Consider the following 18,160-nt stretch of genomic DNA (forward strand, 5'->3'; position numbering starts at 1 on the left):
GCGGGGCCCGGAGCGCCGCCGGTGGCCGCGGTGGGCCCGGGGAGGGGCCGGCGAGAGCACGGCGTGTCCCCCTCCTCCTCGCCCTCCTCGTGCCGCTGTGGCGGACCCTGCCCTGGCGGGTGCTCGGGGCGGTGGGGGTGGTGGGGCTGTCGGTGGCCGGGATCGGCCGGCTGCCCGGGGGCGGACCCGGGCCGCTGGAGGCGCTGTACCTGCTGAGGGCCGCGGCCCTCGTCCTCGCCCTCGGTGTGGCCTTCCTCCTGGACGACCCCGCCCGGCACACCACCGCACCGGTCCCGGCCCGGCGGGCGGTGCGCACCCTGCTGCGTGCCGGGCTCGTGGCGCCGGTCGCGGCGCTGTGGTGGGCGGCCGTCCTGCACCTCGTGCCCGCGGCGGTCCGGCCCCCGGCGGGGGACATCACCCTGGAGGCCGGCACCGCGTGCGTCCTCGCCCTCGCCGGGGCCGCGGTCGCCGTACGGCGCACGGACGACCCGGAGCCCGGCCGGTCCGTCGCCGCCGGCCTGCTCGGCGCCGCCGTCCTCGCCCCGCTGCTGCTGCCGGCCCGCTGGGCACTGTTCGCGACGCCGGCCGACCCGGGGTGGGCCGCTGGGCACGGGCGGTGGGCGTGGGGGTTGGCGGGTGCGGTGGTGGTGGGGGCGTTGGCCCTGGGCGAGCCGTCCGGCCGCCGGGCGGGCGGGGGGCCGTTCAGGTCTCGGTGTGGTGCATCGGGTGTGTCTCGTAGGTGGTGAGGCAGGCGTTCGTACCCGCCGTGCTGCGGTCCCTCGCCCCGGTGGGTGTTGTTCGCGTCGCCGGCGTTCAGGTCTCGGTGCGGTACATCAGGTCCGTCTCGTACGTGGTGAAGCCGAGCCGCTCGTACACCGCCACCGCAGCCTGGTTGTCGGCGTCGACGTAGAGCATCGCCGTCGGCAGGCGCTGGGCGGCCAGATGGCGCAGGCCGATCGTGGTGAGGGCCTTGCCGAGGCCGCCGCCCTGTTCGCCGGGGCGCACTCCGAGGACGTACACCTCGCCGAGCTGCTCCTCGGCGTGCACCTTGGTCCAGTGGAAGCCGATCAGCTCCCCGCGCCGCTCGGCGAGGAAGAAGCCGGCCGGGTCGAACCACGGTTCGGCCTTGCGGTCGTCGAGGTCCCGCTGGGTCAGCGAGCCCTGCTCCGGGTGGTGCGCGAAGGCGGCCGCGTTGACGGCGAGCCAGGCGGCGTCGTCCTTGCCGGGCACGAAGGCCCGTACGCTCACGCCCTCCGGCAGCTTCGGGTCGGGCAGCTCCAGGTCCGCCAACGGCCGCCGCATCTGGCGCAGTTCGCGGAACAGCGACAGGCCGAGCACCTGGGCCAGGTGCCGGGCGGCGGGGTGTCCGCCGTGCGCCCACACCCGCAGCCGCTTGCCGGAGGCGGCGAGCAGGGCGGAGCCGAGCGCCCGGCCGTGCCCGTGTCCGCGCCGCTCCGGGTGCACGACCAGCTCGGCGGCCGGCGCCTCCACCGGGTCGGTGTCCTCCAGCTGGGCGTAGCCGACGAGTTCGCCGTCGACGCGCAGCAGCAGATGCGAGACGCCCTCCCGGGCGCCCCCGCGCAGCTGCAGCCGCCCCTGCTCGGACACCGGCTGCTGCCCGTCGGTCCCGGCGGCCTCGGCCAGCAGGTCGAGCACGGCCGCGGCCTGTTCGGCGGTGAGCGCGGAGTGGGTCTCGATGGATCGGCTGGGGAAGGCCCGTACGGTGTCGTCGCTGCTCATGCGTACGAGGGTAAGGGGCGGGCGGGGCGCCGGCACCGCATCTCGCGTCCCGGATCGCCGTCGTAAAACCTGTGTGAATACGTCCGCGGTTCCGCAATACCCCTGTGAATTACGCACAGGGGCATTTCATTGAGGTCTCATCGGAATCGGCTTTTCCGGCTTGCGAATCCCGTAATTTTTTTCCATGTCGAAACCGAACGGCGCGAAAGGGGCACGCGGATGAGCTTCCACAGGATCGTCCCGGTGCACAAGACCCGCAAGCCCGCCCCGGCGCCGAAGCCCGAGCACCGCGAGCACCAGCCGACGAAGCACCGGCCCAAGCGGCCGGTCGGTCACAAGTAATTCACAGAGAGCGCGGCGGCAGAAAGGGTAATTACATGTCTTTCCACAAGCTCACCCCTGTGAAGAAGCAGCACTGCAAGCCCGCTCCGGAACGGAAGAAGGCGGCGCAGAAGAAGCCCGCGCCGCGCCGCCGCCCGATCGGCGACAAGCGCTGAGACAGGGCCTGCACCCTCGCCCCCGACGCCGACCGCATCCTGGTCGTCGAGGCGGGACGGCTGGTGGAAAGGGGAACCCACACGGAACTCGTCGCCCGCCGCGGTCCGTACGCCCGGCCGGCGCTCGGCTCCGCTTCGGCCCGGTGCGGGACTCACCGATGACGAACGCCTTGGCGGGGCCCTCCGGAACGGTGGCCTCGGTGCCGCAGGGGACGCGGTGGATGTCCTCCCGGTCGGCCTTCGTGGAAGGGATCAACAGTCACCGGCGCGTGGCCGACGAATCGGGGGGCCAGGGCGATCGTCAGCCGACCGCGTCCGGCCGCTCCGGCGGCGGTGTCGGTGCGCCCGGCAGGCGTACCGTCGCCACCGTGCCGCCGCCCTGCGCGCGGGCGAGGGCCACGTCGCCGCCCGCCTGCTGGACCGTGCGGGCCACGATGGACAGGCCGAGGCCCGAGCCGGGCAGGGCACGGGCGCTGGGGGAGCGCCAGAAGCGGTGGAAGACGTGCGGGAGTTCGTCCTCGGGGATGCCGGGGCCGTGGTCCCGGACGGTCAGCACGCCGTCGGTCAGCCGCACCTCGACCGTGCCGCCCTCGGGGCTGAACTTCACGGCGTTGTCGAGGATGTTGACCACCGCCCGCTCCAGGGCGGAGGGCTCGGCGCGGACGTACCAGGGGTCGAGGTCCGCCGTGATCGTCAGTTCCGGACCGCGCAGCCGGGCGCGGCGCAGGGCCGCCTCGACGGTGTCCAGCAGCGACACCACCTGCACCCGCTCGCCGCGCTGGCCCTCCGAGCGGGACAGCTCCTGCAGGTCGCCGATGAGCGACGCCAGTTCGGTCATCTGGGCCTTCACCGAGGCGAGCAGGGCCTTGCGGTCCTCGGGCGGCAGCGGGCGGCCGGTCTCCTCGCTGCGGGTGAGCAGTTCGATGTTCGTGCGCAGCGACGTGAGGGGGGTGCGGAGTTCGTGGCCGGCGTCGGCGATCAGCTGCTGCTGGAGTTCGCGGGAGCTGGCGAGGGAGGCCGTCATGGAGTTGAACGAGCGGGACAGGCGCGCGATCTCGTCCTCGCTGTCGTCCTCCACCGGGATCCGGATGGTCAGGTCCTCGGTGCGCGCCACGTGCTCCACGGCCTCCGTCAGCTTGTCGACCGGGCGCAGACCGGCCCGCGCGACGGCCAGGCCGGCGGCGCCCGCGCCGAGTACTCCTATGCCGGAGACGAGGAGGAGGACCAGGGCGAGGTCCTCAAGGGTCTTCTGGGTGTTCCGCAGCGGAACGGCCACCAGCACGCCGACGTTGGGTCCGCGGCTCCCGCTGGACGTCGAGGTCGGCAGCAGCGGGCGGGTGAGCACGCGCAGCTCGTTGCCCTGCCGGTCCACCCCGTTGCGGAAGTAGATCTTCCGGATGTCCAGGTCCTTGATCTCGCGCTTGTCGGCCTCGGTGACCTTGATCGTGCCGGAGGCGCCCGCGATGAGACAGACCTTGCCGTCCTCGGTGACCACCTGGGAGTACCGGTCCTGGAGGATCGAGTTGGTCGCCGGGGTGTCGTTGCAGTTGTTCAGCGTGAACTGCAGCTGGTCCAGCTGGGAGGTGCCGCGCAACGACTTCTGGAGGTCGGCGTCGAGCTGGTCGTACAGCTTCCCCTGCACGATGAACCAGCACGTCACCGACACCGCCGCCACCGCGAACGCCACCGCCGCCGCGACCAGCATGGCCAGCCGGGCCCTGATGGGCAGGGCGCGGTACCGGCGGAGGAGTTTCCTCACTCGGCGCCGCCCTGGCGGAGCACGTACCCCACGCCCCGGACCGTGTGCACCAGGCGCGGCTCGCCGCCCGCCTCGGTCTTGCGGCGCAGGTACATGACGTAGACGTCGAGGGAGTTGGACGAGGGCTCGAAGTCGAATCCCCACACGGCCTTCAGGATCTGTTCCCGGGTGAGGACCTGGCGCGGGTGCGCCATGAACATCTCCAGCAGGGTGAACTCGGTGCGGGTCAGCTCCACCTGGCGGCCGCCCCGGGTGACCTCGCGGGTGGCGAGGTCCATGCGCAGGTCGCCGAAGGTGAGGGCCTCGTCCTCCTGGGCCTCGCGCGACACGGCGGCCGCGTACGAGCTGCGGCGCAGGAGGGCGCGGATGCGGGCGAAGAGTTCGTCCAGTTCGAAGGGCTTGACCAGGTAGTCGTCGGCGCCGGCGTCGAGGCCGGTCACGCGGTCGCCGACGGTGTCGCGGGCGGTGAGCATGAGGATCGGGGTGGTGTCGCCGGCGCCGCGGATGCGGCGGGCCGCGGTCAGGCCGTCCATGCGCGGCATCTGGATGTCGAGGACGACCAGGTCGGGCTTGTAGGCGGTGGCCTTCTCCAGCGCGTCCGCGCCGTCGACGGCCACCGCCGTGTCGTACCCGTCGAACGCGAGGCTGCGCTGGAGCGCCTCACGTACCGCCGGCTCGTCGTCGACGATCAGGATGCGCTGGGGGTCACGGTCGCCTTCGGCGGGGCTCATCGCTCGCGATTCCTCGTGGTGCGGTAGGGGGCGGTGGGTGCTGGTGCCGGAGGCGGGCGGGACCGTTCCCGGCTGCCTCTCAGCCTGCCACGCTCAGGCCCGCACCGCGGACAGGCGGTTCAGCGGAACCTTGCGGCGGTGGGTGCGCAGGGCGGGGGTACGCAGGCCCATGAGCTGGGGCTGGGGCACCGGCGGTGTGACGACCTCGGGGGCGCGGACCTCGGGGGCGCGGACCTCGGGGGCGCGGGGCTTCGGGATCGGCAGGTGCAGATCGCGGGCGATGAAGAGCGCCAGGGTGATGTCTGCGGGACCGCGGCCGGTGATCGGGTGCGTCTGGTGCGAGACATGAGTGATCATGACGTACTCCCTGCTGACGTGCTGACGTGCTGCCTGTGGAGCCGCGAGCGGGTGGGCCGGCGAGCCGGTGGGCCGTTAGCCGTTGGACCCCGCGCGCAGCTTGGCCAGGTCGGACTTGACGGTGTTGATGGGGATCGCGAAGCCGAGGCCGATGCTGCCCGCGTCGGAGGACGACGAGGACGCTTGAGTCGACGAGTACATCGCGGAGTTGATGCCGATGACGTTCCCGCTCGCGTCGATCAGCGCACCGCCGGAGTTGCCTGGGTTGAGGGACGCGTCGGTCTGGATGGCCTTGTACGTCGTCGTGGACGAGCCGGTGTCGCCGTTGAACTGGCGGCCGCCGAACTGGAACGGCCAGTTTCCGTCGCCGCCCTGGCTCTGGCCCTGGCTCTCGTCCGTGGAGACGGTGACGTCCCGGTTGAGCGCCGAGACGATGCCGCTGGTGACGGTGCCGGTCAGACCCTCGGGGGAGCCGATCGCCACGACCGAGTCGCCGACCTGGACAGCCGAGGAGTTGCCGAGCGAGGCGGCCTTCAGGACCGAGGCGCCCTGGAGCTTGATCAGCGCCAGGTCCTTGGAGCTGTCGGTGCCGACGACCTGCGCGGTGTAGCTGCTGCCGTCGCTGGTGCGCACCTTGATGGACTGCGCGCCGGAGATGACGTGGTTGTTGGTGACTATCTCGCCGTTCGACGAGATGATCACACCGGAGCCGGTGGAGGAGCCGTTGCTCAGGGTCGCGTTGATCTCGACCACGCTCGGGCTGACCGCGGCGGCGATCGCGGCGATGTTGCCCCGCTTGCCGGCGGGCACCACGTTGGTGGCCGTGCCGCTGGAGGCGACCGTGTCCTTGCCGGTCAGCTCCTGGAAGGCGTAGGCGGTGCCACCGCCGACGGCCGCCGCGACGATCGCGACCGCCGCGAGGAGGGCGACGGGACCGCGGTTGCGCTTCTTGCGCGGCGCGGGCTCCGGGGCCGCGGTGGCCGTCGTCGGCTGGTACGGCGGCGGGGGCGGCCACTCGGGGTTCACAGGAGCGGAGTGGTGGTACTGCGTCTCGTTGCCCTGGCTCTCGGTCATGTCATAGAGAGTCCCCCGCGAACGTGAGAGCTTCCTGAGTGCTCGCTGAGAAGCCCAGCAGAACCTCGTTTGCCCGATATAAAGAAGCTTCTCGCAGCTCGCGGGGGCCTCTCAGACAGGCCTCATGAAACTACTGACAACCGCAGCTCGTGCGCACCACCAGCCGCGAGGGGAACGTCTTCAGCCGCTCCCGGCGCGAGCCCGGCACCCGCAGTCCGTCGTCCAGGACCAGGTCGACCGCCGCCCGGGCCATCGCAGAGCGGTCCGAGGCGACCGTGGTCAGCGGCGGGTCGGCCAGCGCGGCCTCCTTGATGTCGTCGAACCCGGCCACCGCCAGCTCGCCGGGCACGTCGATGCGCAGCTCGCGCGCGGCCCGCAGCAGGCCGATCGCCTGGTCGTCGGTGGAGCAGAAGATCGCGGGCGGCCGGTGCGGGCCGGACAGCACCTCCAGGCCGACCCGGTAGGCGTCGTACCGGTTGTACGGCGCCTCGAACAGCCGGCCCTCGGTGCTCAGACCCGCCTCGGCCATGGCCCGCTTCCAGCCCTCGACGTGGTCGGAGACCGGGTCGCCGACGGCCGGTGTCTCGGCCGTACCGCCCATACAGGCCACGTACGGGTACCCGTGCTCCAGCAGGTGGCGCACGGCGAGCTGGGCGCCGCCCAGGTCGTCGGTGACGACGGCGACGTCGTCGATGGCCTCCGGGCGCTCGTGCAGCAGCACCACGCGCGCGTCCCAGGCGTCGATCTCGGCGGCGGCCAGGTCGTTCAGGGCGTGCGAGACGAGGATGAGGCCGGAGACGCGCATGCCGAGGAAGGCGCGCAGGTAGTGGACCTCGCGTTCGCCGATGTAATCGGTGTTGCCGACCAGGACCATCTTTCCGCGCTCGGAGGCGGCCTGCTCCACCGCGTGCGCCATCTCGCCGAAGAACGGCTGGCGGGCGTCCGGGATGATCAGGCCTATCAGGTCGGTGCGCCGGGAGGCCATGGCCTGGGCGACCCGGTCGGGCCGGTACCCCAGTTCCTTGATCGCCGCGAGGACACGCTCGCGCGTGGCCGGGGCGACCGGCCGGGGTCCGTTGTTGATGACATAACTGACGACGGCGGTGGAAGTCCCAGCCAGCCGCGCCACATCATCACGAGTCACCTTGGCCACGCGCGGAGTCTACGCGGATGGACCCGCTCTGGGCAGGGCGTTCCATACGCGGATGTGCGGGAGCAATGCCCCCGCGGGGCGATCGGCACGCCTCGGCGGCCCCTCCGTTATGCCACCGTTATGCGTGTGGACGGAAAACCATGCGCGTGCGGGAACCGGCTAGGCGCCCGCGGGGATGTCGGCGCCGTCCCGGACGGCCGCCTCGTCCGCATCCTCCGCCTTTGCGCGCTCCGCCCGGGCCTTGGCCTCCTCTGCGGCCTTCTCGGCGGCGCGGTCGGCCTTCTCCGGGGTAACGAATCGATAACCGACGTTCCGCACGGTGCCGATCAGCGACTCGTGCTCCGGGCCGAGCTTGGCGCGCAGCCGCCGCACGTGCACGTCGACCGTGCGGGTGCCGCCGAAGTAGTCGTAGCCCCACACCTCCTGCAGCAGCTGGGCGCGGGTGAAGACGCGGCCCGGGTGCTGGGCGAGGTATTTCAGCAGCTCGAACTCCTTGAAGGTGAGGTCGAGCACCCGCCCCTTGAGCTTGGCGGAGTAGGTGGCCTCGTCCACCGACAGGTCGCCGTTGCGGATCTCCATCGGGGAGTCGTCGCCCGCGATCTGCTGGCGGCCCATCGCGAGCCGCAGCCGCGCCTCCACCTCCGCGGGGCCGGCGGTGTCGAGGAGCACGTCGTCGATCCCCCAGTCGGCGGTGACGGCGGCGAGACCGCCCTCGGTGACGACGAGGAGCAGCGGACAGCCCGGGCCGGTGGAGCGCAGCAGCTGGCACAGGCTGCGCACCTGGGGCAGGTCGCGGCGGCCGTCGACGAGGATGACGTCGGCGCCCGGCGTGTCGACGAGAGCGGGTCCCTCCGCGGGGGCCACCCGCACGTTGTGCAGGAGCAGCCCGAGGGCGGGCAGCACCTCGGTCGACGGCTGGAGGGCGTTGGTCAGGAGCAGCAGAGAACTCATACGTCTGGTTCCTCCTCGGTCCCTGCGAGGACGTCGTGCGGACGGGCACTGCTCTGCGTTCCCGAAGGCCCCGTACACAGCCACGGTCACCTGGGGTTTCCCGTTTCGTATACAACGCTTCCGAAAGCACAAAAGGACCCGGGGGCTACGCTGCCCGAGTCCTCTGCCCAGCAGAATAGCCCACATGAGGAACCGCTCGGCAGGTCAAGTGGCGCATTCCATCGTTCGTCCGAATCCCGAGACACGCAGACGGGAACCTTTCCGGACGTTCCTGCGCACCGCCGACGGAATTCCGGTCGACGCTGTATACGATCCGGGCACCCTTGTATACGAAACCGGTCCGGCCACCGGCCGTTCGCCCGCCCGTGACCTGGTGTTCGTGATCGCCCACGGCTTCACCGGCGACGCGGACCGGCCGCATGTGCGAAGGGTGGCGGGCGTGCTCGCGCGGTACGGCGCGGTCGTCACCTTCTCCTTCCGCGGCCACGGCCGCTCCGGCGGCCGCTCGACGGTCGGCGACAAGGAGGTGCTCGACCTCGCCGCCGCCGTGGCCTGGGCGCGCGGTTTCGGGCACGCGCGCGTGGTGACCATCGGCTTCTCCATGGGCGGCTCGGTCGTCCTGCGGCACGCCGCCCTGCACCCCGGCTCGGCCGACGCGGTGGTCGCGGTCAGCGCCCCCGCCCGCTGGTACTACCGGGGCACCGCCCCCATGCGCCGGCTGCACTGGCTGGTCACCCGCCCCGAGGGCCGCCTCGTCGTCCGCTACGGCCTGCGCACCCGCATCCACCACCGCGACTGGGACCCGGTCCCGCTCTCCCCGGTGCAGGCGGCGGCGAGGATCGCCCCGACGCCCCTGCTCGTCGTCCACGGCGACCGGGACGGCTACTTCCCCCTGGACCATCCCCGGATGCTCGCCGAGGCGGCCGGTGACCAGGGAGAACTCTGGGTGGAGCCGGGGATGGGCCACGCGGAGCACGCGGCGGACGACGCGCTCCTCGGCCGGATCGCGGACTGGGCTGTCGGTGCCGCGGGCTAGCCTGACACCATCTGTATCCCTGTCTTTAGTCTTTCCAGTCCTTCTCTTGCCGTCGATTGAGGAACGAGATGCCCAAGGTCACGGTGCGCTACTGGGCCGCCGCGAAGGCCGCGTCCGGCGTCGCCGAGGAGCCGTACGACGCCGACACGCTGGCCGACGCGCTGGCCGCCGTGCGCGCGCGACACCCCGGTGAGCTGACGCGCGTGCTCCAGCGATGCTCCTTCCTCGTCGACGGCGACCCCGTCGGGACCCGCGCGCATGAGACGGTACGGCTGGCCGAGGGCGGCACGGTCGAGGTGCTCCCGCCGTTCGCAGGAGGATGAGGCGCGATGAGCGACCAGCCGTATCAGCAGGGCGGGTACGACCCGTACCAGCAGCAGCACCAGCAGTGGCCGACGCACGACCACCCCGAGGCGTACGACCCGTACGGCCCGCAGCCCGGCCATGACCCCCAGATGACCCAGCAGTGGCAGGGCCAGACCTGGGAGACGCAGACGCACCCGCCGGTGGGGACGTACGAGGAACAGCAGTACCAGCAGCCTCAGCAGTACCAGCAGCCTCAGCACTATGGGCAGCAGTACCCGCAGCAGTACCAGCAGCCCGCGTACGCCGGCCCGTACGTACAGCCGCAGCCCGCCCCATCGGCACCGGCACCGGCCACTGCGCCGGAGCCGACGGCCGAGCCCGAGGCCGAGCCGGAGTACGGTCCCGCGACCATCGGCGGCAACGCCCGGCTCACGGACGCCCAGCGGGCGCGCCTGGAGGGCCGTTCGCCGGTCATCGAGCCCGGCATGCAGCCCGCGCTGCTGACCGCCGTGCTCGGCCTGCTGCTGGCCGCGACGGCACCGGTCGCCTCGTACGCCCTGGTCGTGCCGCTGGTGCTGCTCCAGGCGGTGACGGCGGCGGGCTGGTTCCGGCTGAACGGCATGTGGCCCGCCCGGCAGGGCATCGCCCTGGCCTTCGCGGGCGGTCTGACGGCCGACATCGCCGTCCTGGCCGCGGGCCGCGGCCACGCGCCCGCCGCGATCCTCGGCCCCCTCGGCGTGTGGGTCGTGCTGTCCCTGGTCCTCCAGCTGCGCTCGCACGCCTCGCCGGACGAGCGGATGTACGGCCTGATGGCGACGGTCGCCTCGTCGTCGCTGTCCGTGCTGGCCACCGGCTACCTGGGCGCCGAGACGCACGCGGTCTCGGTCGGCGCGGCTGCGGTGGCGGTGGCGATCGTGGCCAGGGCCCTGCCGCTGCCGACCCCGGTCTCGGTCGTGGTGTCCCTGCTGGCCGCGGCCGGCGCGGGCATCGCGGTGGGCGGCATGACCCACTTCGGCACCAAGGGCGCCGCCGTGGGCGCCGCGGCCGCCGTCTGCGCCCTGATCGGCCACCGGGTCGCCAGCTACGACTACCCCTCCCGCTTCGTGCACTTCACCGCGGGCGTGGCCCTGCCGCTGTCGGCGGCGGCGCCGGTGGTGTGGGTCCTGGGGCGCGCGCTGGGCTGAGTCCCGGCCCCGCGCGTCACCGAGCAAGGCGAACAGTCGAACACAACACCGAAGGGCCGTACCCCCCATGGCGTCCAACCCAGGGGTACGGCCCTTCAGTCCGTCACTCAGCCGTCACTGAGCCCTCGGCCCGTGCGGCCCGCTCAGACCGCGATGGCCACTTCGGCGAGCCCGCCCTGCTGGGCGACAACCGTGCGGTCGGCCGTGCCGCCCGGCACCAGCGCGCGCACGGTCCAGGTGCCCTCGGCCGCGTAGAACCGGAACTGACCGGTCGCCGAGGTCGGCACCTCGGCGGTGAACTCGCCGGACGCGTCCAGCAGACGGACGTAGCCCGTCACCGGCTCGCCGTCGCGGGTCACCTGGCCCTGGATCGTGGTCTCACCGGGCTTGATCGTCGAGGCGTCGGGGCCGCCGGCCTTCGCTCCGCACATGCTGTCTCTCCTGGGGAAGTGGGTGTCTTACTTGCCGGAGCCGAGCTCGATCGGCACGCCGACGAGGGAGCCGTACTCGGTCCACGAGCCGTCGTAGTTCTTGACGTTCTCGACGCCGAGCAGCTCGTGCAGCACGAACCAGGTCAGGGCCGAGCGCTCACCGATGCGGCAGTAGGCGATCGTGTCCTTGGCGAGGTCCACGCTCTCCTCGGCGTAGAGGGCCTTCAGCTCCTCGTCCGACTTGAACGTGCCGTCGTCGTTGGCGTTCTTCGACCACGGGATGTTCTTGGCGCTCGGCACGTGGCCCGGGCGCTGCGACTGCTCCTGCGGCAGGTGGGCCGGGGCGAGCAGCTTGCCGGAGAACTCGTCGGGCGAGCGCACGTCGACCAGGTTCTGCGCGCCGATCGCGGCGACGACGTCGTCACGGAAGGCGCGGATCGAGGTGTTCTGCGGCTTGGCCTTGTACTCGGTCTTCGGGCGCTCGGGGACCTCGTCGCCGGGGACCAGCTCGCGGGCGTCCAGCTCCCACTTCTTGCGGCCGCCGTCGAGGAGCTTGACGTTCTCGTGGCCGTACAGCTTGAAGTACCAGTAGGCGTACGACGCGAACCAGTTGTTGTTGCCGCCGTAGAGGATCACCGTGTGGTCGTTGGCGATGCCCTTGTCCGACAGGAGCTTCTCGAAGCCCTCCTGGTCGACGAAGTCACGGCGGACCGGGTCCTGGAGGTCCTTGGTCCAGTCGATGCGGATCGCGTTCTTGATGTGGTTCTTCTCGTAGGCGGACGTGTCCTCGTCCACCTCCACCAGGGCGATGGTGGGGTCGTCCAGGTGCTCCTGGACCCAGTCGGCGTCTACGAGGACGTCGCTGCGGCTCATGCTCTTTCTCCTCCGGGGCAGTCGCGGCGGGGCGTGCAGAACGGTGAAAGGGCGCGCGCTCGATGCGGGCGGCGCACGGGTGCCCTTACCAGCAGGGCGGCTGGGGGATGCGGAAGCGGGCTGCTTCCACTCAGAAGGGGCGACAGAGCATGGCGGCAACGCGGCACAGGTCCACTGCCCGCCGCTTGGTGAGATCCGCCTGTCGCCTCATGGCCCCGATCGTAGGGACGTCCGGGCGGGCGTGTCACCGGCGTGTCGTATGCCGAGACGCGATCGTCCGCATACCGGGATGGCGCGGCCTTTCACGGCGCGCCCGCGCGGCCGCCGATCGCTCCCGGGAGGGGCGGCGGCGGGGATGCGGACACGAACGTCTCACCCATCGGACATCGCGTGTCCATGGCGGCCGGGCCCTGGATGCGCCGCGGGCGTACCAGAGGTGCGCTGCGGGTGTCGTCTCGGAGGTGCGCTGCGCGTGTGTCCCTACCCCGCGAGCCTGACGTTGGAACCCTTCACGTGGATCTCCACACCGTTCGGCGCGGCCTCCACCTTGTCCAGCGTGATGCCGCCGGGCAGGTGGTCGATGGCCTGCTGGAAGTCGGTGATGTCGCGGACGCGGTTCTCGGCGAGGGAGACGGCGGCCAGCGTGGGCAGGGAGTCGGCGTGCACCTCGACCTTGTTGCCCACGACGGCCACGGAGCTGAGCACGGACATCGTCTGGTCGACCGGGATGGACAGGAACGAGCCCGTCACGTGGACCGCGACCTTGATCTTGCCGTTGCCGCCGTCGGACAGCCCCACGACCCGGGCCTGGAGTCCGGGGGCGACCTCGGTCGGCTCGGACTTGGCGGTCTTCAGCAGCTCGGCGTACGAGACGGTCGCGGTGCCGGTGGCGCTGTCGGCGGTGGCGGAGCTGTAGTTGCCGGAGAAGGAGACGCCCTTCATGTCGGCCTTCAGGTCGTCGATCCGGATGGTCTGGCTGCCGGTCCCGGTGGCGGCCTGGTAGCTCTTGATCCCGACCTCGACGTCGTCCAGCGACCCGCCCGCGAGCTGGGTGAGGAACGGGAAGCCCTTGATGCTGACGTCCGGCGTGGAGGCCAGGTTCTCCGTGGACTTCAGCTTGCCGGCGGCCTCTCCCTCGGCGAAGTGCACCGCGACCCGGTCCGCGATCACGAACAGGCCGCCCAGGATCACGACGAGGATCAGGAGTATTCGCAGGGCGCGCATGTGGTGTTCCCCCGGGGGACGGTGAGCGGGCGGACGTCGTACGCCACGGTAACCCCGGCGGCGCGGCCCGAGCGGCGTTTGTCGATCACTTGTGACAGGCGCCCCGGTATCCGCCCCGGCCTACCCTGGAGGCATGTACGCGCGACGGCGGCACGTCTACTTCGCCATGATGGGCGCCTGTATCGGGCTCTTCGTCCTGGCGTGGGGAGTCGTGCGTATCTGGTCCGTGCCGGCGGCCGTCGGCATGTGCGTGGTGGCCATGGTGATCCCGCCGGCCGCCGCGGTGATCGCCAACCGCCGTGGCCCGGAGGACCGTTGGTGGGACGACCCGTCCGGCGATCCCGAGTCCGACGAGTGGTGGGACGAACTGGACGGCAAGAGGCGCCCGCCCCGCTGAGCGCCCAGCGCTCCGCTGGAAGTGCCGCGACATGCCGTCGGCCGGTCGCGGGGTCCGCCGCGCGGTCCGCTTGGCTGGTGGTGCGGTTCCCCGCGCCCCTGGGGGTGCTGTCGGACCTGCTCCCTGCGTCCGGGCGACCAACACCCCCGTCGGCGCCAGGCTCACCAAGGTCCTCATGAACTGAGGCCGGGGGAGGGGTACGGAGAGTTACCGGTACGAGTCACCAGGAGGGGCGGCTAGTAGACGAGGGCCTGGGTGTCGTCCGCCAGGGCCTCCTGGACGAAGACCTGGGCGCCCGCGATCCGTACGCCCTCGATGACGTCCTTCTCGGTGATCTCCCGGCGGGCGGCGCACTGCGTGCACAGCGTGATGCGCCCGGCGGCCAGGACGGAATCGATCAGATCCGGCAGCGGCGCGGCGTGCGGCAGCTCGAACTCCGCCGCCCGCCCCGGCAGCGCGAACCAGGACGACTCACCGGTCAGCCACAGCGAGACCTCGACGCCGCTGGCCACGGCCACCGCCGCCACGGTGAAGGCCTGCGAGCAGCGCTCCGGGGCGTCCGCCCCCGCCGTCACCTTGATCACGAGCTTCTTGGTCATACGGGAAGCGTAGCCGCGATGACGGCGGTGACGATCAGCGTGGCCGCGCAGAGGGCGGTGAGCGCGCTGCTGACGAGCGCCCCGTCGACCGACCGCCGCCGCCCGTGCCGGCTCCCGCGCCGGTGCCGGGGCGGGGGGTCGGGGTGGAAGGGCGGCAGCGCGTAAGCGGGCGCGACGGGGTGGGAGTCCCCGGGCGTCCGCCCCTCCCGCCGCCACCGCTCGCACTCCTCGTACGGCAGTCCGCTCATGCCCGGTGCTCCTGTCGCTGGTGCTGGCGCAGCAGCACGTTGGCGTCCGTCTCCGCGCTCCGGTCGTACGCCGTCCGCGCCGCGTCCCGCCCCTCCGCCAGCGTCATGCACACCGCGGAGCCCGGCACCGGCCGGGGCGGCCGGCTCAGGTCCTCCGGGTCGGGCGGCAGTGCCCGCGCGCGCTCGTTGGCGGCGCGGACGTCGGCGCGGAGGCGGGCCGGGTCGTACAGCGGGGTGGCCGGATCCGTTCCCATAGGGTTTGCTCCCTTCCTCAACATCTATACGGAATGCGACAGTTGCACTACTCTGCGTGCACATGGGCTGATGCAGAGCATGGCCCACGACGGGGGCGGATTCGAGCGGAACGGCCGCTAGTTCCACAACGGCCGCTCCAAATTCCACAAATCCACAGCCGGGGAGGGCCCGGTGCCGCAGCGGAGGGCGATCACGGGTCGCAGCCAGGAGCCGAGGGCTCGGTTCGCCGAGGAGCTGCGGTTCCTGCGGACGGCCGGAGGAGTGAGCCTGCGGGCACTGGCCGACGCGGTGGGCTGGGACGCGTCCCTGTTCGGCAAGCTGGAGAAGGGCCAGACGCTGGGTGGCCCGGAGGTGATCGAGGCGCTGGACCAGTACTACGGCACGGGCCGGATGCTGATCACGCTGTGGGAGTTGGCGGTCGCGGATCTGACGCCGTTCAAGGAGCGGTACCAGCGGTACATGTTGCTGGAGGCTGAGGCGGTGAGTATGTGGATGTACTCGCCGGGCATCGTCCACGGCTTGTTGCAGACGCCGGGATACGCCAGGGAACTGCTCGCGCTGGGCGGATTGACCGGAGCAGAGCTGGAGAAGCAGGTGTCTGCCCGAATGGGCCGTGGCGAACTGCTGTTGGCGGACGGAGGACCTCAGTTCCGCACGATCCTTTCCGAGACGGTGCTGCGTAGCCCGCTCCGCGACCCCGGGGAGTGGGGGGCCCAAGTGCGCCATCTTCTGGAGATGGGCGAGCGTCCGGACGTCACGATCCAGGTGCTGCCGTGGACCAAAGGGCTGCACGGGCTGACGAACACCGACGTCATGTTTCTTCAGGGTGCCCACGGGGGTGTCGTCGCCTGGGTGGAGACGGGTTACTCCGGCGAACTGGTCCAGGAAAGTACGGCCGTGCAGCAGCTCCAGCTCCGATACGATCGAGTACGCGATTTGGCCCTAACTCCGGACGAATCGCGGGAGTTCATCAAGCGGATGCTGGAGGAAGCGCCATGCGAGCCATCGACCTGAGCAACGTGACGTGGCGCAAGAGCAGCTACAGCAACCAGGACGGCGGCGCCTGCGTCGAGGTGTCCGACGATCTCCTCCGCACCGCCGACTGGCGCAAGAGTTCGTACAGCAATCAAGACGGCGGCGACTGCGTCGAGGTCGCCGACAACCTCCCCCTCATCCCCGTCCGTGACAGCAAGGACACCACCCGCACCCCCCTCCTCTTCGGCGCCCCCGCTTGGAAGGCGTTCGTCGATGAGGTCAAGCGCCGCTGAATCGTGATCGAGGCCCTTACAACTGGATGTCCATGCCATGAGTCTCCCGTGAAGCGCGGATGCGGATGACGGAATCCGCGCTTCCCGTTCCGTAGGGAGACGTCGTGGAATCGCCTGAAAGATCCCGGCGCGGCCGGACCACCGTGCTCATCGCCGGTGCCGCCGTCCTGGGCGTCGTCGCGGGTGTCTGCACCGGCTATGCCGTCCAGGCCGGCCGCCCGCCCACCAAGCTGCCGCCGCTGTCGCAGCCCGTCGTCCGCCAGGGCAAGGGCGTTGTCGAGGCGCTGTCGGCGGCGCAGGACCGCCGGGTGAAGACCGACGGCGATCTGCGCAAGCTCCTGCTGCAACGTCCGCGCGACGCACAGCAGGTGCCGGTCGGCAGCGGCGACGGCTGGATGGATCTGGCCACCTACACGAACACCGCCGAGAAGCCGGCCGTGGCCTTCCGTTACGAGCTGAAGAACGAGTTCCGCCGCGCCGCCGACACCACATGGCGGATCGGCACCACGTACAGCGAGATACGGCTCGTCCAGTACCGGCAGGTGTCGCAGCCGGGCGCCGCCCAGGAGGTGAAGAACCTGGGGAACTGGGAGGACCACCAGCCGGACACCACCAGCCTGCCCCTGCCCGGCACCGGCGACGGCATGGTCTACGTGCATCACACGCCCCGGACCAGGGCCGGCTACCTGCCGCAGTACAGCGAGGAGGCGATGGTCTCGCGCGGTGACATCTTCATGGAGATCTGGGTCACCGACACCGGCCCGGTCTCCGAGGGCACGATCATGGAACTGGCGAAGCGACAGGTGGCCCGGCTGTGAACGAGTACTCCGAGAGGGCCGCCCGGCGGCGTGCGGGGCGGATCGCCGGGGCGGGGCTGCTGGCCCTCGCCGTCGTCGGCGGGATCGGCTTCACCGCCGTACGGGTCGCCGGTGCCGACCGCGATCCGGGAACGCCCGTCTGGAAGTTCGCCTCGGCCGCCGAGAACGACCGCAGGGGCCCGGCGAGCGAGGACCCTTCGGGGTTGCGCGCGCTGCTGCTGCCGTACGACGTCGGGTACCACGGATACGGCCAGGGGCCGGACATCGGCGAGTTCGGCTCCGAGGCCGCGCTCAGCGGGCGCCAGGCCACCGACCTGGCGAAGCAGGCGGCGCGCGACCTGCCGGTCGAGACCCGGAAGAAGATGGATGAGCTGATCGACAAGGAGCACATCCAGGGCATGGCGACGCGCAGCTACGCGCCCTTCGATTTCGCCGAGAAGGTCCCGCAGGCCTTCACGATCAGGTTCCAGCTGGAGCGGTTGGCGAGTCCCGGTGCCGCACGCGACCTGTCGGCGTCGCGACAGGAGGTGTTCAAGGGGCTCGGCGTCTTCCCCAAGGGCCCGGCGATCGACGGCCACGACGACGCCGCCTGCTTCCTGACGCCCACGAAGGACGACGGAAAGATCGCCCGCATGTTCTGCACGGCCTCCGTGGGCGACGTGCTCGTCACCGCCGACGTGTCCGGGCCTCCGCCGGTCGGCACCGGTCTCGTGGCCGCCCTCGTCGGCAGACAGCTCGACCGCATCAAGGACCAGGGGAAGGCCGTATGAGCGACCAGCAGACCGGACCGGCGCCCGAGCCCCGGACCGTGCCGCACGCCGAACAACAGCCCGGGCCCGAACCGCATGCCGAACAGCAGCCCCAGCCCCAGCCGGAGCCGCAGGCCGAGCCGGAGACCCGCCCGCAGGCTGAGCCTCAGCCCGAGCCGCAGGCCGAACTGCAGACCTGCCCGCACCCCGAGCCGGGTGCTGAACTGCGGCCCGAGCCGCAGGCTCATCCGCATGCCGAGTCGCGTGCGGGGTCGCAGGCCGAACAGCAGACCCGCCCTCAGTCCGGGGCGCAGGATCAGCCGCTCACCGAGGCTCAGCCCGAGCCGCAGGCCGAACAGCGGACCCGCCCGCACCCCGAGCCGGGGGCTGTGCAGCGGGCCGAGCCGGTGACCGAGCCGCTCACCGAGGCTCAGCCCGAGCCGCAGGCCGAACAGCGGACCCGCCCGCACCCCGAGCCGGGGGCTGTGCAGCGGGCCGAGCCGGTGACCG

Annotated in this window: 24 protein-coding genes and 1 pseudogene; 11 read left to right on the forward strand and 14 right to left on the reverse strand. The window is 71.6% G+C overall.

The window, feature by feature from the left end; genetic code table 11:
• The first annotated feature begins 95 nt into the window (after positions 1–95).
• Entirely contained in the window at positions 96–746 is a 651-nt protein-coding gene (locus tag ACZ60X_RS40925) for an ABC transporter (protein WP_469610476.1), read from the forward strand.
• Between the two features lie 67 nt (positions 747–813).
• Here the strand turns inward: ACZ60X_RS40925 and mshD are convergent, their stop codons facing one another.
• Entirely contained in the window at positions 814–1,740 is a 927-nt protein-coding gene (mshD, locus tag ACZ60X_RS40930) for a mycothiol synthase (protein ID WP_469610365.1), read from the reverse strand.
• 219 nt (positions 1,741–1,959) lie between these two features.
• Here mshD and ACZ60X_RS40935 point away from each other — a divergent pair, with 219 nt between their 5' ends.
• Positions 1,960–2,082 (forward strand): hypothetical protein, encoded by a 123-nt coding sequence (locus tag ACZ60X_RS40935; RefSeq protein ID WP_469610367.1) that lies wholly within the window; start codon positions 1,960–1,962, stop codon positions 2,080–2,082.
• Between the two features lie 456 nt (positions 2,083–2,538).
• On the opposite strand, the gene ACZ60X_RS40940 is transcribed toward ACZ60X_RS40935, so the two are convergent.
• From ACZ60X_RS40940 to ACZ60X_RS40965, 6 genes are all read right to left on the reverse strand, one after another.
• Positions 2,539–3,996: a HAMP domain-containing sensor histidine kinase gene (locus ACZ60X_RS40940; RefSeq protein WP_469610371.1), complete on the reverse strand. Its 1,458-nt coding sequence runs from the start codon at positions 3,994–3,996 to the stop codon at positions 2,539–2,541.
• A complete protein-coding gene (locus tag ACZ60X_RS40945; protein WP_469610374.1) occupies positions 3,993–4,727 on the reverse strand; it encodes a response regulator transcription factor in 735 nt (244 codons plus the stop codon). Before ACZ60X_RS40945 ends, ACZ60X_RS40940 begins: the two co-directional genes overlap by 4 nt.
• Positions 4,728–4,820: 93 nt before the next feature.
• Positions 4,821–5,084 carry a hypothetical protein gene (locus ACZ60X_RS40950; protein ID WP_469610377.1) on the reverse strand — a complete coding sequence of 88 codons (264 nt, stop codon included), beginning with the start codon at positions 5,082–5,084 and terminating at the stop codon, positions 4,821–4,823.
• 75 nt (positions 5,085–5,159) lie between these two features.
• The gene (locus ACZ60X_RS40955) at positions 5,160–6,158 is read right to left on the reverse strand and encodes a S1C family serine protease (RefSeq protein ID WP_469610380.1); all 999 of its coding nucleotides are present in this window, start codon (positions 6,156–6,158) and stop codon (positions 5,160–5,162) included.
• Positions 6,159–6,288: 130 nt separating this feature from the next.
• Positions 6,289–7,311, reverse strand: a complete 1,023-nt coding sequence (locus ACZ60X_RS40960; RefSeq protein ID WP_469610383.1) for a LacI family DNA-binding transcriptional regulator — start codon at positions 7,309–7,311, stop codon at positions 6,289–6,291.
• A 159-nt stretch (positions 7,312–7,470) separates the two neighbouring features.
• Positions 7,471–8,262: a winged helix-turn-helix transcriptional regulator gene (locus tag ACZ60X_RS40965; protein WP_469610385.1), complete on the reverse strand. Its 792-nt coding sequence runs from the start codon at positions 8,260–8,262 to the stop codon at positions 7,471–7,473.
• Positions 8,263–8,446: 184 nt separating this feature from the next.
• On the opposite strand from ACZ60X_RS40965, the gene ACZ60X_RS40970 reads away from it, so the two are divergent.
• The 3 genes from ACZ60X_RS40970 (at position 8,447) to ACZ60X_RS40980 (ending at position 10,788) form a co-directional block, all read left to right on the forward strand.
• Positions 8,447–9,298, forward strand: a complete 852-nt coding sequence (locus ACZ60X_RS40970) for an alpha/beta hydrolase (RefSeq protein ID WP_469610388.1) — start codon at positions 8,447–8,449, stop codon at positions 9,296–9,298.
• Between the two features lie 68 nt (positions 9,299–9,366).
• Positions 9,367–9,621: a MoaD/ThiS family protein gene (locus ACZ60X_RS40975; RefSeq protein ID WP_469610391.1), complete on the forward strand. Its 255-nt coding sequence runs from the start codon at positions 9,367–9,369 to the stop codon at positions 9,619–9,621.
• A 6-nt stretch (positions 9,622–9,627) separates the two neighbouring features.
• The gene (locus tag ACZ60X_RS40980; protein WP_469610393.1) at positions 9,628–10,788 is read left to right on the forward strand and encodes a hypothetical protein; all 1,161 of its coding nucleotides are present in this window, start codon (positions 9,628–9,630) and stop codon (positions 10,786–10,788) included.
• A 143-nt stretch (positions 10,789–10,931) separates the two neighbouring features.
• On the opposite strand, the gene ACZ60X_RS40985 is transcribed toward ACZ60X_RS40980, so the two are convergent.
• The 4 genes from ACZ60X_RS40985 to ACZ60X_RS41000 all read right to left on the reverse strand — a co-directional run bounded on the left by ACZ60X_RS40985 (position 10,932) and on the right by ACZ60X_RS41000 (position 13,316).
• A complete protein-coding gene (locus ACZ60X_RS40985) occupies positions 10,932–11,219 on the reverse strand; it encodes a DUF1416 domain-containing protein (RefSeq protein WP_469610396.1) in 288 nt (95 codons plus the stop codon).
• A gap of 27 nt (positions 11,220–11,246) precedes the next feature.
• Positions 11,247–12,092 carry a sulfurtransferase gene (locus tag ACZ60X_RS40990; RefSeq protein WP_469610399.1) on the reverse strand — a complete coding sequence of 282 codons (846 nt, stop codon included), beginning with the start codon at positions 12,090–12,092 and terminating at the stop codon, positions 11,247–11,249.
• Positions 12,093–12,222: 130 nt separating this feature from the next.
• Positions 12,223–12,303, reverse strand: coding sequence for an Ms5788A family Cys-rich leader peptide (locus tag ACZ60X_RS40995; protein WP_351055874.1), 81 nt, complete (start codon positions 12,301–12,303; stop codon positions 12,223–12,225).
• Between the two features lie 269 nt (positions 12,304–12,572).
• Entirely contained in the window at positions 12,573–13,316 is a 744-nt protein-coding gene (locus ACZ60X_RS41000; RefSeq protein ID WP_469610402.1) for an LmeA family phospholipid-binding protein, read from the reverse strand.
• 133 nt (positions 13,317–13,449) lie between these two features.
• Between ACZ60X_RS41000 and ACZ60X_RS41005 the strand changes: the two genes are divergently transcribed.
• Positions 13,450–13,713, forward strand: coding sequence for a DUF3099 domain-containing protein (locus ACZ60X_RS41005; RefSeq protein WP_469610405.1), 264 nt, complete (start codon positions 13,450–13,452; stop codon positions 13,711–13,713).
• A 236-nt stretch (positions 13,714–13,949) separates the two neighbouring features.
• Here ACZ60X_RS41005 and ACZ60X_RS41010 read toward each other — a convergent pair whose 3' ends face one another.
• From ACZ60X_RS41010 to ACZ60X_RS41020, 3 genes are read right to left on the reverse strand one after another with little or no spacing between them, the layout of a single operon-like run.
• On the reverse strand, positions 13,950–14,312 hold the full coding sequence (locus tag ACZ60X_RS41010) for a DsrE family protein (protein WP_469610408.1): 363 nt from the start codon (positions 14,310–14,312) through the stop codon (positions 13,950–13,952).
• Entirely contained in the window at positions 14,309–14,560 is a 252-nt protein-coding gene (locus ACZ60X_RS41015; protein ID WP_469610411.1) for a hypothetical protein, read from the reverse strand. Before ACZ60X_RS41015 ends, ACZ60X_RS41010 begins: the two co-directional genes overlap by 4 nt.
• Positions 14,557–14,814 carry a hypothetical protein gene (locus ACZ60X_RS41020; RefSeq protein ID WP_469610413.1) on the reverse strand — a complete coding sequence of 86 codons (258 nt, stop codon included), beginning with the start codon at positions 14,812–14,814 and terminating at the stop codon, positions 14,557–14,559. Before ACZ60X_RS41020 ends, ACZ60X_RS41015 begins: the two co-directional genes overlap by 4 nt.
• Positions 14,815–14,986: 172 nt before the next feature.
• Here ACZ60X_RS41020 and ACZ60X_RS41025 point away from each other — a divergent pair, with 172 nt between their 5' ends.
• From ACZ60X_RS41025 to ACZ60X_RS41045, 5 genes and pseudogenes are all read left to right on the forward strand, one after another.
• A complete protein-coding gene (locus ACZ60X_RS41025; RefSeq protein WP_469610415.1) occupies positions 14,987–15,829 on the forward strand; it encodes a helix-turn-helix domain-containing protein in 843 nt (280 codons plus the stop codon).
• Positions 15,811–16,083 (forward strand): DUF397 domain-containing protein, encoded by a 273-nt coding sequence (locus tag ACZ60X_RS41030; protein ID WP_469610417.1) that lies wholly within the window; start codon positions 15,811–15,813, stop codon positions 16,081–16,083. The genes ACZ60X_RS41025 and ACZ60X_RS41030 overlap by 19 nt, the downstream gene beginning before the upstream one ends.
• A gap of 104 nt (positions 16,084–16,187) precedes the next feature.
• Entirely contained in the window at positions 16,188–16,901 is a 714-nt protein-coding gene (locus tag ACZ60X_RS41035; RefSeq protein ID WP_469610420.1) for a hypothetical protein, read from the forward strand.
• Positions 16,898–17,671 carry a hypothetical protein gene (locus ACZ60X_RS41040; RefSeq protein WP_469610423.1) on the forward strand — a complete coding sequence of 258 codons (774 nt, stop codon included), beginning with the start codon at positions 16,898–16,900 and terminating at the stop codon, positions 17,669–17,671. The genes ACZ60X_RS41035 and ACZ60X_RS41040 overlap by 4 nt, the downstream gene beginning before the upstream one ends.
• Positions 17,668–18,160, forward strand: a pseudogene (locus ACZ60X_RS41045) (hypothetical protein); the annotation flags it as partial. The gene ACZ60X_RS41040 and the pseudogene ACZ60X_RS41045, both read left to right, overlap by 4 nt.

This window comes from Streptomyces sp. NPDC104106 (genome assembly GCF_055584345.1).

Bases quoted from the DNA above. Each gene is read 5' to 3' on its own strand.
- mshD (WP_469610365.1), bottom strand. From the start codon at position 1,740: ATGAGCAGCGACGACACCGTACGGGCCTTCCCCAGCCGATCCATCGAG.
- ACZ60X_RS40935 (WP_469610367.1), top strand. From the start codon at position 1,960: ATGAGCTTCCACAGGATCGTCCCGGTGCACAAGACCCGCAAGCCCGCC.
- ACZ60X_RS40945 (WP_469610374.1), bottom strand. From the start codon at position 4,727: ATGAGCCCCGCCGAAGGCGACCGTGACCCCCAGCGCATCCTGATCGTC.
- ACZ60X_RS40950 (WP_469610377.1), bottom strand. From the start codon at position 5,084: ATGATCACTCATGTCTCGCACCAGACGCACCCGATCACCGGCCGCGGT.
- ACZ60X_RS40955 (WP_469610380.1), bottom strand. From the start codon at position 6,158: ATGACCGAGAGCCAGGGCAACGAGACGCAGTACCACCACTCCGCTCCT.
- ACZ60X_RS40965 (WP_469610385.1), bottom strand. From the start codon at position 8,262: ATGAGTTCTCTGCTGCTCCTGACCAACGCCCTCCAGCCGTCGACCGAG.
- ACZ60X_RS40970 (WP_469610388.1), top strand. From the start codon at position 8,447: ATGAGGAACCGCTCGGCAGGTCAAGTGGCGCATTCCATCGTTCGTCCG.
- ACZ60X_RS40975 (WP_469610391.1), top strand. From the start codon at position 9,367: ATGCCCAAGGTCACGGTGCGCTACTGGGCCGCCGCGAAGGCCGCGTCC.
- ACZ60X_RS40980 (WP_469610393.1), top strand. From the start codon at position 9,628: ATGAGCGACCAGCCGTATCAGCAGGGCGGGTACGACCCGTACCAGCAG.
- ACZ60X_RS40985 (WP_469610396.1), bottom strand. From the start codon at position 11,219: ATGTGCGGAGCGAAGGCCGGCGGCCCCGACGCCTCGACGATCAAGCCC.
- ACZ60X_RS40990 (WP_469610399.1), bottom strand. From the start codon at position 12,092: ATGAGCCGCAGCGACGTCCTCGTAGACGCCGACTGGGTCCAGGAGCAC.
- ACZ60X_RS40995 (WP_351055874.1), bottom strand. From the start codon at position 12,303: ATGAGGCGACAGGCGGATCTCACCAAGCGGCGGGCAGTGGACCTGTGC.
- ACZ60X_RS41000 (WP_469610402.1), bottom strand. From the start codon at position 13,316: ATGCGCGCCCTGCGAATACTCCTGATCCTCGTCGTGATCCTGGGCGGC.
- ACZ60X_RS41005 (WP_469610405.1), top strand. From the start codon at position 13,450: ATGTACGCGCGACGGCGGCACGTCTACTTCGCCATGATGGGCGCCTGT.
- ACZ60X_RS41010 (WP_469610408.1), bottom strand. From the start codon at position 14,312: ATGACCAAGAAGCTCGTGATCAAGGTGACGGCGGGGGCGGACGCCCCG.
- ACZ60X_RS41015 (WP_469610411.1), bottom strand. From the start codon at position 14,560: ATGAGCGGACTGCCGTACGAGGAGTGCGAGCGGTGGCGGCGGGAGGGG.
- ACZ60X_RS41020 (WP_469610413.1), bottom strand. From the start codon at position 14,814: ATGGGAACGGATCCGGCCACCCCGCTGTACGACCCGGCCCGCCTCCGC.
- ACZ60X_RS41030 (WP_469610417.1), top strand. From the start codon at position 15,811: ATGCGAGCCATCGACCTGAGCAACGTGACGTGGCGCAAGAGCAGCTAC.